The organism is Chroococcidiopsis sp. CCNUC1 (assembly GCF_023546805.1).
Classification (GTDB): Bacteria; Cyanobacteriota; Cyanobacteriia; order Cyanobacteriales; family Chroococcidiopsidaceae; genus Chroococcidiopsis; species Chroococcidiopsis thermalis.
In genome coordinates this window covers 5258304-5271664 of record NZ_CP097480.1, presented here as the reverse complement: position 1 = coordinate 5271664, position 13361 = coordinate 5258304, and the positions used below count along the sequence as shown (strand labels likewise).

15 protein-coding genes are annotated in these 13361 nt (G+C 42.1%); 7 read left to right on the top strand and 8 right to left on the bottom strand.

The annotated features are described in order from the left end of the window. Window positions 1-2: 2 nt before the first annotated feature. The 3 genes from M5J74_RS24375 to M5J74_RS24365 are packed head-to-tail and all read left to right on the top strand — an operon-like array spanning window position 3 to window position 2286. Window positions 3-683, top strand: coding sequence for a protein glxC (locus M5J74_RS24375; RefSeq protein WP_371934077.1), 681 nt, complete (start codon window positions 3-5; stop codon window positions 681-683). Beyond that, window positions 667-888 (top strand): hypothetical protein, encoded by a 222-nt coding sequence (locus M5J74_RS24370; protein ID WP_250013657.1) that lies wholly within the window; start codon window positions 667-669, stop codon window positions 886-888. The genes M5J74_RS24375 and M5J74_RS24370 overlap by 17 nt, the downstream gene beginning before the upstream one ends. A 33-nt stretch (window positions 889-921) precedes the next feature. Beyond that, window positions 922-2286 carry an FMN-binding glutamate synthase family protein gene (locus M5J74_RS24365; protein ID WP_250013654.1) on the top strand — a complete coding sequence of 455 codons (1365 nt, stop codon included), beginning with the start codon at window positions 922-924 and terminating at the stop codon, window positions 2284-2286. Window positions 2287-2303: 17 nt separating this feature from the next. Here the strand turns inward: M5J74_RS24365 and M5J74_RS24360 are convergent, their stop codons facing one another. Beyond that, on the bottom strand, window positions 2304-2723 hold the full coding sequence (locus M5J74_RS24360) for a fasciclin domain-containing protein (protein ID WP_015156585.1): 420 nt from the start codon (window positions 2721-2723) through the stop codon (window positions 2304-2306). A 147-nt stretch (window positions 2724-2870) separates the two neighbouring features. Between M5J74_RS24360 and M5J74_RS24355 the strand changes: the two genes are divergently transcribed. From M5J74_RS24355 to M5J74_RS24345, 3 genes are all read left to right on the top strand, one after another. Further along, window positions 2871-4130, top strand: a complete 1260-nt coding sequence (locus M5J74_RS24355; RefSeq protein ID WP_250013652.1) for an ABC transporter substrate-binding protein — start codon at window positions 2871-2873, stop codon at window positions 4128-4130. A gap of 80 nt (window positions 4131-4210) precedes the next feature. After that, window positions 4211-5047: a carbohydrate ABC transporter permease gene (locus M5J74_RS24350; protein WP_084739232.1), complete on the top strand. Its 837-nt coding sequence runs from the start codon at window positions 4211-4213 to the stop codon at window positions 5045-5047. 77 nt (window positions 5048-5124) lie between these two features. Continuing rightward, on the top strand, window positions 5125-5454 hold the full coding sequence (locus tag M5J74_RS24345; protein ID WP_015156582.1) for a peptidase M35: 330 nt from the start codon (window positions 5125-5127) through the stop codon (window positions 5452-5454). A 40-nt stretch (window positions 5455-5494) separates the two neighbouring features. Here the strand turns inward: M5J74_RS24345 and M5J74_RS24340 are convergent, their stop codons facing one another. From M5J74_RS24340 to M5J74_RS24325, 4 genes are all read right to left on the bottom strand, one after another. Then, window positions 5495-6412, bottom strand: coding sequence for a TIGR01777 family oxidoreductase (locus M5J74_RS24340; protein WP_015156581.1), 918 nt, complete (start codon window positions 6410-6412; stop codon window positions 5495-5497). A gap of 57 nt (window positions 6413-6469) precedes the next feature. Next, on the bottom strand, window positions 6470-6841 hold the full coding sequence (gene psb28, locus M5J74_RS24335; RefSeq protein WP_015156580.1) for a photosystem II reaction center protein Psb28: 372 nt from the start codon (window positions 6839-6841) through the stop codon (window positions 6470-6472). Between the two features lie 151 nt (window positions 6842-6992). Beyond that, window positions 6993-7256: a Txe/YoeB family addiction module toxin gene (locus tag M5J74_RS24330; RefSeq protein WP_015156579.1), complete on the bottom strand. Its 264-nt coding sequence runs from the start codon at window positions 7254-7256 to the stop codon at window positions 6993-6995. Then, window positions 7219-7512, bottom strand: a complete 294-nt coding sequence (locus M5J74_RS24325) for a type II toxin-antitoxin system Phd/YefM family antitoxin (RefSeq protein WP_233222533.1) — start codon at window positions 7510-7512, stop codon at window positions 7219-7221. Before M5J74_RS24325 ends, M5J74_RS24330 begins: the two co-directional genes overlap by 38 nt. A 50-nt stretch (window positions 7513-7562) precedes the next feature. Between M5J74_RS24325 and M5J74_RS32925 the strand changes: the two genes are divergently transcribed. After that, complete coding sequence (locus M5J74_RS32925) at window positions 7563-7694, top strand: hypothetical protein (RefSeq protein ID WP_255409934.1); 132 nt, start codon at window positions 7563-7565, stop codon at window positions 7692-7694. Window positions 7695-7832: 138 nt separating this feature from the next. Here M5J74_RS32925 and M5J74_RS24320 read toward each other — a convergent pair whose 3' ends face one another. The 3 genes from M5J74_RS24320 to M5J74_RS24310 form a co-directional block, all read right to left on the bottom strand. Further along, on the bottom strand, window positions 7833-9152 hold the full coding sequence (locus M5J74_RS24320) for an APC family permease (protein ID WP_106216708.1): 1320 nt from the start codon (window positions 9150-9152) through the stop codon (window positions 7833-7835). Between the two features lie 241 nt (window positions 9153-9393). Then, the gene (locus M5J74_RS24315) at window positions 9394-10668 is read right to left on the bottom strand and encodes a hypothetical protein (RefSeq protein ID WP_250013649.1); all 1275 of its coding nucleotides are present in this window, start codon (window positions 10666-10668) and stop codon (window positions 9394-9396) included. Between the two features lie 808 nt (window positions 10669-11476). Beyond that, window positions 11477-13339, bottom strand: coding sequence for a hypothetical protein (locus M5J74_RS24310; protein WP_250013648.1), 1863 nt, complete (start codon window positions 13337-13339; stop codon window positions 11477-11479). Between the last annotated feature and the right edge of the window lie 22 nt (window positions 13340-13361).

The following is a 13361-nucleotide window of genomic DNA, read 5'->3' as shown; positions in this document are numbered from 1 at the left end:
CTATGGAAAAGGTGACATTCGACCTCGCCCAAACCCCACTACGCGCAGTCAATCACTACCTGCATCACAACCTGACTCAAACTGGGGGACAAGCGATCGAGATCCTCAACCCTGATGGAGCGCATAATATTGCCGTGGGACTGAATGCTCCGGTTGAGGTAAAAATCCTCGGTCATGCAGGCTACTATGCGGCAAGCATGAACCAGCTAGCAAACGTGACGATCGCCGGGAATGTAGGAACGGGTGTTGCCGAAAACATGATGTCCGGTCGGGTGCATGTCAAAGGCTTTGCCTCGGTTTCTGCTGGAGCCTCCGCCCACGGGGGGTTATTAATTATTGATGGTGATGCCAGCCTGCGTTGCGGCATTTCGCTCAAAGGAGCAGATATTGTTGTCGGTGGCAGTGTGGGCAGCTTTGCCGCATTCATGGCACAAGCTGGACGGATTGTAGTCTGTGGAAATGCAGGGGAAGCACTGGGAGATTCGCTTTACGAAGCCGTAATTTACGTCCGAGGTAGCATTAAATCGCTCGGTGCTGATGCTCAACTCGAACCCATGTCTGAAGCTGATTATGCAACCGTAGCCGAGCTATTAGCAAAAGCAGATTTTTCCCACAATCCCCAAGATTTCAAACGGGTTGCTTCCGCCAAGCAACTCTATCACTGGAATGAAGAAAGGGAGTAGGGAGCGCACGAGCAGGGAGCAGGGGGAGACAAGGGAGAGGGGGGAGACAAGGGAGAGGGGGGAGACAAGGGAGAGGGGGGAGACAAGGGAGAGGGGGGAGACAAGGGAGAGGGGGAGACAAGGGAGAGGGGGGAGACAAGGGAGAGGGGGGAGACAAGGGAGACAAGGGAGAAAAAACTACCAATTACCAATTACCAATTACTAATTACCACCCATCGTTAAAATTAAAGTATTAATCATGAATCTGCCGTCTCAATCGCATCAATCTATCTCTCGCGAAGAATCCTGGGGTTACGATCGCCGTATTCTCAACTACATTCAAAACGCAGCGGCACACGGTCTTTACGAAATTCGCGGTTTGGGCGCAAAACGTCGGTTGCCGCATTTTGACGATCTGGTGTTTCTGGGTGCGTCCATGTCCCGTTATCCGTTGGAAGGCTATCGGGAAAAATGCACCACTAAGACGATTCTCGGCACTCGTTACGCCAAGAAACCGATTCAATTGGAGATTCCGATCGCGATCGCGGGAATGAGTTTTGGTTCGCTATCGGCTAATGTCAAGGAAGCCCTGGGACGTGCGGCAACCGCAGTCGGGACTTCTACCACAACTGGGGATGGTGGCATGACACCGGAGGAGCGCCTGTCTTCAAAAACCTTAATTTACCAATGTCTGCCTTCTCGCTACGGCTTCAACCCTGACGACGTGCGCAAAGCAGATGCGATCGAAATTGTGGTAGGTCAAGGGGCAAAACCAGGTGGTGGCGGGATGTTACTCGGACAGAAGATTAATCCCCGTGTTGCCCAGATGCGGACTTTACCAGAGGGAGTCGATCAGCGCTCTGCCTGTCGTCATCCCGATTGGACGGGTCCCGACGATTTAACTATCAAAATTCAGCAATTACGCGAATTGACCGATTGGGAAAAACCGATTTTTGTCAAAGTGGGTGCATCACGAACTTTTAACGATGTCAAGCTGGCAGTTCATGCCGGAGCGGATGTCGTGGTCGTCGATGGGATGCAAGGGGGGACTGCGGCGACGCAAACCGTGTTTATCGAACACGTTGGTATTCCCACCCTGGCAGCAGTGCGGCAGGCAGTGGATGCCCTGGAAGATATGAATATGAAAGGTGAAGTACAACTAATTGTTTCAGGTGGTATTCGCACGGGAGCCGATGTTGCCAAAGCGATCGCGATGGGTGCAGATGCAGTTTCCATCGGTCAAGCAATTCTGATGGCGTTGGGCTGCAACAGTGAAACTTACGTGCAAAAGGGGACGCATCATTCGGCAATAGAAGACTATACGGCGATCGGGACAGCACCAGGTTACTGCCACCACTGCCACACCGGAAAGTGTCCTGTGGGAGTGACAACCCAAGACGAAATTTTGGAGAAACGCTTAGAACCAGAAGTTGGCGCTCGGCGAGTCAAAAACTATCTGCAAACTCTAAATATGGAACTAACCACGATCGCCCGTGCTTGCGGTAAGCAAAACGTGCATCACTTAGAACGGGAGGATCTCGTCGCGTTGACGATCGAAGCTGCTGCGATGGCACGTCTTCCCCTGGCAGGGACAGACTGGATTCCTGGCGTTCAACCTATGTAATCTCTGGCTTAAAGCCCTTAATGTCCAGCCACGATTGCAGGCATCAACACGGTATCAATAGCGTGAATCGTGCCGTTGTCAGTCACGATATCAGTTTTGAGGATGCTGGCATTATTGACTTTAATTGTACCGTTAGCTGACTCAATTGCTAAAACTGAGCCTTCAACTGTCTCTACTTCGTCAATTTGTCCCAAATCATCAGATCTCACGTCGCCAAAAGCAACATGATAAGTCACGATTTTTTTCAGTTTAGGCAGATCTTGCAGCAGCAAATCTAAAGTTCCCTCTGGCAGTTTGGCGAAGGCTTCGTCGGTTGGAGCAAAAATTGTAAAAATGCCGGGACTCCTAAGAGTTTCTCTCAGTTCGAGAGCATCAATAGCTTTTACTAAAGTTTTGAAGTTTCCCGCGTTGGCAGCAGTTTCTAAAAGATCGCTCATGAGGTAATGCAATTTGATTCATGTAGTACAAGATACTTATAAATTGATTGGGTATCATATAGCTTCTATCAAGAGAGAGGTTGCTAAGAATTAGTTATGATGTTTTTAAATCGGTAATTGACTAACTCTACTTCAGTCTGCTACACAGTGTTTAGAAAAGTTTGGTTATTTCTGATTCTCTTCGTGGTTGGGACGATCGCTTTTACAGGTTGTATGACTGCTAGACAGCTAGAACCTGGAGTTGTCACCATCACTCTGAGCGGTTGGAGCAATCTCAACGAAAAACAACTGCTGCAAAAGGTTTTGAGAGATTTTGAAGCCAAGCATCCACGCATCAAGGTGAAATATGATGCGATCGCTGATGAATATATGGATGTGATGAAAACTAGGCTGATTGGCGAAACAGCCGCAGATGTCTTCTATTTAGAAGCTTTTGCTGCTCCAGAAATTATGCGTCCAGGGGTATTAGAACCGCTAAATAGTTATATTTCTAAAAAGTTCAACTTAGCAGATTTTTATCCTCAATTTCTTCAGGCATTTCAAAAAAAGCAAATAATTTACGGTTTACCTAAAGATTATTCTACCCTTGCCCTATTTTATAACAAAAAAGCTTTTCAGTCTGTAGATTTAACTCAGTCACCTCAAACTTGGGAGCAATTGCGAGAATATGCCAAGAAATTAACAGTCGATCGCGATCGCGATGGGAGAGTCGAGCGATATGGTTTTGCTTTAGTTCCAGAACTTGCTCGCCAAGTTTTTATTATCGAAGCTTTTGGGGGAAAGTTGATCGACTCGAATGGAGAAGTTGCATTTGCCGAGCCAGAGAGTTTAAAAGGTCTACAATTACTAGTAGATTTATATCGCTTAGATAAATCGGCAGCTCAACCTTCTGATGTTGGCACGAGTTCAGCAGGTGAAATGTTCGGTCAAGAAAGAGTCGCAATGGCGATCGATGGTCCTTGGTTAATTCCCTATTTAAAAGAAACTTTTCCTCAGCTTGAGTATGCTACTGCTGAAGTCCCAACTATTAATCAGAAAAAAGGCACAATGGCTTATACAGTTGCCTATGTGATGAATCGAAAATCGAAACATAAAGCAGCAGCCTGGGAATTAATCTCTTACTTAACCGGACAAGAAGGAATGCAAGCCTGGACGAGCCAAGGTTCTGTATTTCCTACCCGTAGATCTGTAACTGATACCCTACAAGCCGATCGCAATCCTCTTTATTCACCTTTTATTGCTGGAGCTGAATATGCTACTATTTGGCAACTAAATGAAGACTTACCAATTATTCTCAATAATTTTAACAATCAATTTGTCAGTGCTATAATCGGTCAGCAAAGTTTAGTTTCGGCAATGACAAAAGCGCAGAAAACTGCCAATAAAGAAATAGCTTTATCGAAGTAGATATAGGAATTAGAGTGATTGGCGATCGCATTTTTAAAAATAAACCTCAGCCGAGAAATACCTCAGTGGGTTATCTTTTTATGGCTCCTACAATTATTATTTTAGGAGTATTTGTACTTTTACCTATTCTGATTGCCTTGGTTCTAGCTTTTTATAAAATTCAGATTTTAGGAGAATTTAACTACAGATTCAACGGCTTCAAAAACTTCACTCGTCTCCTCAATGACGATCGCGTGTGGATTGCCCTCAGAAATACGGTTGAGTATGTGGCGATCGTCGTCCCAATTCAAACTATAATTGCTCTCGGCTTGGCTTTAATTCTAAATGCTAACTTAAAAGGTAAAAATTGGTTTAGAATTATTTTTTTTATGCCGACAGTTACTTCCTCGGCAGTATTAACGATAATCTTTTTATGGATGTATAATTCAAATGGTTTAATAAATAGCGCTCTGGCTTTTTTAGGTTTACCAACTTATAACTGGATTGGCGATCCAAATGTTGCTTTAAAAGCAATTACAATTATGAATATTTGGTCAACAGCACCTTTATTCATGGTTATTTATCTAGCTGCTTTACAAGATATTCCTGAAAGTCTTTACGAAGCAGCAGCAATTGATGGCGCAAGTTGGTGGGATAAACTAGTTTATATCACTCTACCAAGTCTAAAATCCGTCACATTTTTTGTTGTCGTGATGGGGATTGTTGGTACATTCCAATTATTCGATCAATCATACATTTTCTCTCGCGGTACGGGTGGTCCAGATAACTCGACCTTAACAGTTGTATTGCTGATTTATCAATATGCTTTTAAGAGCTTAGATCTGGGTTACGCCGCAGCAATTGCTTTGATTTTAGCTTTGGCGATCGCCATTACTACACTAATGCAACGTTATTTTTTCTCCGAAAAGGCGAATTAATTTCAACGTTATAATACATATATTCGCTCGATCGCACCAGACAGCCAAACGCTACATCGCTGTAAGGAGGAAAAGCTATGAGGTTAGCAAGATTACTGACAGCAATGCTGGCGATCGCATCACTAGCGATCGCCCAACCCGCACGTTCGGACGAAGAACCGATTTTCGATCTTTCCGAAACTCAGTTGCGGTTACCAGGAGAATCGGAGGCTGAGTTAGAAGCAAGGAACGAGCGGCAAAGAGCAGAATTTAATACGGATATTACCAGAGCGCTATACGAAATCGAACAAACTAGAACTTTTGCCCAACCCATTCAAGCAGAATTTCAAAGGAGAGTTTTCGACCTCGAACATCGTCCTTTTACTCCCGATCCAGCTAGAGATCTACCGAGTAATTTCAGGCTATGAGCAGTCAGCAAATTTCACTTTTGCTAGCTAATCCTACCGACTACACAATTGTTTTTAATGCTTCTTTAACACTAGGATATTGATAGTTGAAACCCGATGCTTGAGTGCGTTTGGGTAAAACCTGTTGCCCTTCTAAAACCACGATCGCCCCTTCTCCTAATAATGCCTCGATCGCAAGGTTGGGAACGGGCAACCAGGAGGGACGCTGCATCACCTCTCCCATCGCCTGCGCTAACTCTGACATCCGTACTGGATTTGGTGCTGTCGCATTGAATACTCCTTCCATTTCCGGTTTTGTCAATGCTGCGATAATTAAGTTTACCAAGTCATCGCGATGAATCCATGAAAACCACTGGCGACCGCTACCGATGGGACCACCAGCAAAAAGTTTGAAGGGAGTAATCATTTTGGCGATCGCACCTCCCATTCCCAAGACAATTCCAAAGCGCAAAATTACCAATCGCGTCCCTAATTCCTTGACTTTCTGCGCCTCTGCTTCCCACTCTTGACAGACTTGGGCGAGAAAATCACTACCAGCAGGACTGGATTCATCAAATGTCGCAGTTTCACTCGTCCCGTAGTAGCCAATTGCCGAGGTATTGACTAACACGCTAGGTTTGGGATTTGCTTTGGCGATCGCCTCGACAACTTTTTGCGTCCCTAGCTTGCGACTATTGAGAATTTCTTGTTTGCGTTGGGGTGTCCAACGTCCTTCACCAATTGGTTCTCCGGTTAAGTTGACTACGCCATCACAACCCGCGATCGCATCTTGCCACGCACCCGATTCTGTTGGTGTATAGGCAATAATTTCTACATTTGGAAAAGTAGATTTAGGAAATACTTTTTCTGCTTTATTGACGTTGCGACTAAATACGACAACTTGATGACCTTCTGATTTTAGTCGTTCGACCAGACGACTACCAACAAATCCAGTGGCTCCAGTAATTGCTACTTTCATAAATCTAGGGAGTGTGATTACGTTCTTAGTAAGGGCACATAGCTATGCGCCTTTATTCTATTTATTTGATTCGCTGAAAGCCATACCGTTAGCCTCTGCATAGCGATTCATAAACCGCATAAATCTCTCCCAGTGGTCTTCTTGCTCGATCGCAAATGTACAATCTAAGCGTTGAAATTCATCTCCGTCCATGCCACCAAAAATGAATTTTGTCGAGTCAGGCGTGACTTGGATTTCACCTTCTTCATCGACCAAACGCACGAAGTTATTGAATTTTTTGGTAAAACTATTGAATCTTTCCAAAGATTTGAGTTGCTCAAAGCGCAGTAAAACCGAACGAACTCCCGAACGGCGATCGCGGCGTAAGCTAACGTTACTCAGTTCTTCGGGAATCCCTTCAAAGAAATAAATTGCAGCTACAGAAGTCATTAGACAGTGACCAGTGACCAGTGACCAGAACAATTTGCATTTGGTCAACATATATTAATTATCCCTCTAAAGTGAATGCTTAAAACAGGCATTGATTCAAATCTATAATCTTTTAGTGGTATTAATGTACTACGATAGTAGGCGATCGCACTTATTCGTAATGCGACCACATTCTCAAGATCTTGACTGTTTTCGCTTCTTTGATGACTTCGTACACTAATCGGTGTTTGATGTTGATACGACGAGAATAAGCTCCTTCCAGATCGCCGCTCAATTTCTCATATGGGGGAGGGTTGGTAAAAGGATTGTCAGCTAAAATATCTAAGAGTTGCTCCATTTTATCAAAAAGCCCAACAGAGCGTAATTTAACTGCATCCTTAGCTGCTTGCTTCGTCAATCGAATCTGCCAGCTCACGCTTGAGATCCTCCCAAGAGATACATTCTTCAACTGGAGTTGCCATCCCGTCTTTAATTGACTCCTTCATTCCAGGTATTGACAGCAAGTACATAGTCTCTTGGATAGAGTTCCAGTCTTCTTGAGAGATGAGAACGGCGCTGTTTCGCTTGCCTGTAATCAGGATTGGTTTGTGAGTTTCCGATACTCGATCTACGAGACTAAATAAGTTGGTGCGAGCCTCAGATGTAGAAACAGCATCCATTGCTTCTTCCATATTTGCAATTCATGTGTTTTTGCTCTATTGTACAACATAGCGTACAAGTAGTGGTGATTTCTCGCACCTCTGATGGGTGTGGAGATGTCTATTGTCTGGACTTGAGTGCTGTACTGATAGGTGGTAAAGTTGGGCAAATCATTGAATATCGCGTTAGGCTAATGCGATCGCCTCAACTTTGACGCGGTAGTCCTGTTCTAAATGACAAGGGGAAAACAAAGCCCCCTTTTGAAGGGGGTTGGGGGATCGATATCTGAAAATTCAAGCGCGTAACTCCTGTCACGATCGAGCGATCGCCTTTTTGCAAACTAATTTGCCAACTAAGTGCTTGGTATGTGTCCTTTTCGGAAAGCCTTTTGGATCAGAATTAAAAGCATTCCAATTCCTGCAAATATCAACGCCAAAATGTGACTTGCAGGAGAAGCAAAAGCCACCAAAACGAGATCGAACAGTAACGCGATCGCCGGAATTATCAAGGGAACCCGAAACCCGCTAGTTTCAGGTTCTCGACGTTTGATCGACAGTAGCGAGAGGTTGACCAGACAAAACATTGCCAGAATCAAGGTGGCAGTGGTTCCTGCTAAAAATTGCAGTGTCCCGGAGAGCGCTAGAAAAATGGCAATGGGTAAAATGACCAACAGCGTTCGATAAGGCGTGGCTCTACGTCGATGTAATTTTCCTAACCAAGCTGGTAGCAATCCTTCACGCGACATCCCAAACAACAGCCGCGATGCCGTGACAAAATTGAGCAGCGCCGTATTGAGTACGGCAAATAGAGCAATGATTGTAAAAATGACCTGGGGAAAATTGGGCTGCGCTCGACGCACCACATCCAGTAGCGGAGCGCTAGAAGCAGCAAGCTCTGATGGATTGAGTACCTGAATTGCCAGCCAGGAGACGAGTATATAGACGACACCCGCGATCGCCAAAGCAAGTAAGATTGCTCTTGGCACGTTGCGTTCGGGATTTTTGACTTCTTCCGCCACATTGACAATATCCTCAAATCCAATGAAGGCATAGAAAGCCAGTGCTGCTCCCTGAATCACTGCCGTCCAACCGATTGCTGGCGCGTTGGGAACAGCCGCAGGATTAACCGTGCCACCACCGCTCAAAAACAAGGTTGAAACCAAAATGACGATCGCAAGACCCGAAACCTCGACAGAGGTGCAAAAGATATTCAGCGCCGAGGATTCCTTCATGCCTCTGAAATTGACATATGCCAGCACAGAAAAAAGCGCTAGGATAATCAGCCAATCTGGAATAGCTGGTGCAAAAGCGTTGAGATAGCCAGCAAACGCTTTCGACAGCGTTGCCATCGAGACTAAGCAGGTACAAAACATTAACCAGCCAACTAAGATTGAGAGCCAGTCAATGCGAAATGCCCTGTGGACAAAACAGGCGACTCCACCACTTTGTGGAAATCGACTGCCCAGTTCGGCGTAACTTAAAGCGGTGAATGCCGCGACAATCATAGCGGTCAAGAACGAAGCCCAAACCAAAGTACCGGAAAGTCCGGCAATTTTTCCGACTACTGCATAAATTCCCGCACCCAGAATGTCGCCTACTCCATAGACAACCAGAGTTGGCAATCCAAACACTCGCTTGAGCGAATCTGTTTCTACTACATCATTTACTTGCATGTAACTTTTTTATTTCATAATAATTTTCAATTCTGTAGCTTTTGCGATCGCTCGCATATAGAGTTGTCATAATGCTTTACGGTACAGCTGAGTCCCTGCTGCATCTGTATCGAGATCTACCGCTCATGGAGTAGGATTGCTGTAGAAGCACGATCGCGAAAGCTAGCCGATCGCTCATACAGATTTCAAGTTTTGCGATCGCTATCAGATTTTTTACCTGCTCGTATTTAATACAATAGGTTTATAGACTGAAGTATGTCTCCAATATCCTTCCTAGTATTTGTTTTCCATAATCATTTAAGTGGTAATTATCTCGCATCCAAATGCTATATGGATTACCGTTAGCATCTGGTGAACCGAGACCAGCAGCGGTAGCCGGTCCATAGATAAACTCACTTTGAATTCCTGTCATGTCCAGGTATTCTAGATTATTTGCATAAGCAAACCACAATAAGTTACCGCGATAATCATTAGGAATTGTCGTATTATTTGTCGGATTTTGATCGAGTTCCTTAATACTTGGATTCAGTTGATAGTCAATTGGGTTAGGATAGTTGTTAGGACTCCATGCTTTCGTCAACAACAAGATCTCGGTTTTGTGCTTAGTGACGCGATCGCTAGCTCTCACTTGGTTAACTACGCTTTGGAAATCACTTATGTTATTGCCATTGCTGATTCCTCCAATTATCAGCAGATCTGGCTTATATTTCAGTATGCAGTCCTGCACGCAATTTTTATAGTACTGAACCCCCGTACCACCTATTACAGAGGGGATAATTTCAACTTTACTACCAGGATACTCACGTTCTAAAAAGACATCTATAGGTGCTGTTGCTGTATCATTCTGAATGCTGTCTCCGAGCATAACGATGCGGAGATTCTGCCCATTTCGTAACTTTTGCATCGTGAGCGGAATACGTTGCCATCGGCTGGTTTTGGGAACATAATTCAGTTTGGCAGGAAAGCTATTATAAATTCCGTCAGCCCACTGTGCTACCTCTTGGGAAGTTGTTGACTGTACGGTAATATCATCAATAAAAAGAGGCTGCGAACCGAGCGAGTGAAAATTGATTCTCATTTGAACTGGTAGTAGGCTCCCGTTCGCTCCAACAGTAGCTTTGGTTCGGAAACGAAATTCATTATGCACCCAGTTGTTCGACTGAAAAACACTAGAGAATGTAGCATCTGGTAATTGGTTGCCAGTTTGCTTGTCATAGAACGTCGCCGACCAATATCCATAACCAACACTTCCGGGGTTATTAGTCGTTCCAGGAGCTTTACTGTTGAACGAGAGCCGATACCATTGCAGGGGAGTGGTATTTAGTAGAGGACTCGACCATGCATCATCAAATGTATAGTTTGTAGGACCAGGATGCTGAACTCGAATGGAGCGAGTACCAGATGTACCCCCAATAACCCAACTAGCACCAGGACCACGAAATATCCAGCCTTCGGAAGTCGGGCTTCGTTCAAAAGTAGAATAGAGAATTATCGCTCCCGCCAATACTTCAATCATTGTTAACAACCTTGTTTTAGAAGATATTTAGTGCTTGAGATGAGGTTGACTTATTAAAAATAGCCGTCTGTTGTATAGAACTGGAGAATAAAGGTGATATAGAAGATATTGCTAGGTATCAATCTACATAAGCAATTCCTTTGTTTGAAATAACTACTTCAAACTCAGTTATCTGAAGATGACTAAGTAACGTTTCTGCTTTGACGAACAAGCTACTGATGTCTTTAGTTAAAAATACCAGTTAATTATTTTATAGATTGCAAAAACTACTCAAGTTGTTCTATATATCTACAATGCCATAGTTTTTTCTTCTATAATTACTGACTCGTATAGATTTAACACCTAAACTTAGTAGCAGCGACACTAATAGATATTATTTTTTTAAAGTTTTGAAGCAATTGAGAACTTTATCAAAAGCATTTATCGAAAGCATACTTCACAAATATCGATTCCGTGCTTCAGAATAACCTTTTATGCAACTGAAATGCGCTTAATAATATCTAAAGTGAAGATAGAAGCTTATATTTAAAGCTTGCTATAAATTAGTTTAATTCTAGTTTATATATATTGTCAATACGATAAATTCAATAAGCATCGGAAATTATAAGTATTAATTTTGAATAATGATGGCGATCGCAAATAAGAGTTATCTAAAAATACGACTGTTATTGCCATATTTTTATCTTGGTAACGAGATTGCAAGGATAAAAGCGCCGAGCTATTTAGTAAATTTAAACTTTACTATAAAAAATCTACTTAATAGTAGGAAAAACTTCGAGTTAGCACGTAATTTTAAAAAAAAATAATTTTATTTTGTATATCTGTATAAACGTAGATCGAGGATATCATCAAGATCTTTGCTTTTCAGATCTTTACCATTGGGAAATAAATCTCTTACTGTACTTACTAGTTGGTAGTCTTTAATGAATTCTTTGATGAATCCATGTAATTCCTTTGGAGCCGCTTGGTTAAATACGCCATAGAAATCTGGCGAGCCGTCAAAAGTATCATCAATTGGACGAGCGCCGACTGTACTAATAATCCATTCTGGAGGATTTTCTCTAAGTGAAGCAATGGCTTTTTTAATATCGTTTAAAGTATAAAAATCACTATATGTAGTATCGACTAATGTTGGATTTTTACACTGTAATAAGGTATAAAGAACAGGTGCTGAACCATAGATAAAACAAGATTCACCTGGTTTAATATTTTGACGTAGCATTGAGAAAGCAACAGCTTTATCTTTTGGAACTTGAATAAATTTTGTCATTGGTGAATCTAGAGAATAGCGAACATCCCCATATAAACCCTTGTTACTAAATCCTCCTATTTGAGACACGGTAAATATAATAACTGTAATTCCAAGAAATAGTAAACAAAAGCTTTTTTTCCAGTAAGTAGGAACCTTAGATGGCATTAATATAGTTATAATAGTTAGTGGCATCAACATTACAGAGTCTAAATATGCTCTGCCAGGCCACGACATCTGCATAGCCCAGGTCGAGCCGAGGGTGAGAGCTATTAGTAAGGGAAAAATTGGCTCTGGTACTCCTAAAAGTTTCTGACTGAACTTAGGAAAAATACAACTTCCTAAAAGAGCGAAGCTAAAGAATGTACTTGGTAAATCGTAGGTGAATAAAAGAGCTGTACTAGCAATTATAGTTGGTAAATTATGAGTATTTATTAAATGTCCTATCAGTGAAATACTAATTCCAATCAGTAATAGTGAAGGAAGTAGCAATATCCCAATTAAGTTTACATTATATTTAGAGTTTGCTTTGGTCGGATACTGAATTAATCTAAAGACTATTGCAGATAATAATATAGGAATAATAACAACTTTGACAACTTCTTTAATAGAAGAATCAAATTTAATACCACCTAAGAAAACATCTATTAATGCAGCAAAACCACCAACTTTCTTTTTCTCAGATGCATCTAAAAAAAGCTGTTGAAAGGCTGGGATAAGAGCTTGATTCAGAACTAAGAATAAAACTAATGCTCCTAAACCTAATAGAAGACCTGTAATAAAAGGAGTAGTTAGAGTACGTAAATATTTTTTTGGGTTCCGTAAGGAATAAATTAAGATAACTCCTAATGTTACTAATATGCAAAGGGTTCCATTGCTCTGACGCGCTGCTATAACGAGAGCAAGAGAGAATCCAGAAATAGCAATATATAGAAATGATAAAGTAGAACTTCCTTTTTCTAGCTTGTTTAACCCAAGAATAATGAAAAGAGCGGAAATCGACAAAAATAAGTATACGTAAGAAGTACTCCAGTGAACTAGTGAAGAGTTCATCAAAGCAAATCCACTACAAAGGGCTACTGATATAACCTGAGATGAGAATTGACGAAATATGAAATAATAAACTAGCAAATTAGTCGTCTTAACTATAAAAGCGGCGAACAAGCTAGCATAGTAACTTTGACCTAAAATATTTTGGAAGAAAGCGTCAAAGATAATGGGTATAAAACCAACTTGGAATACATAGTCTCTGTAAGGAAAGTCATTATGAAGTAATCTATTGCCAAGATGAAAGTATAAAGCTGAATCTCTCCAATTCATACCATAAAATGACCAAGGAAAAGAAGAGAAAAATGCGACAACTAATAAAATGATGAGAGCAAAACTCTTTTTATGATGCTTAAAACTAAGTAGAGTATTCATTTCATCCTTTGCTATTGAATCG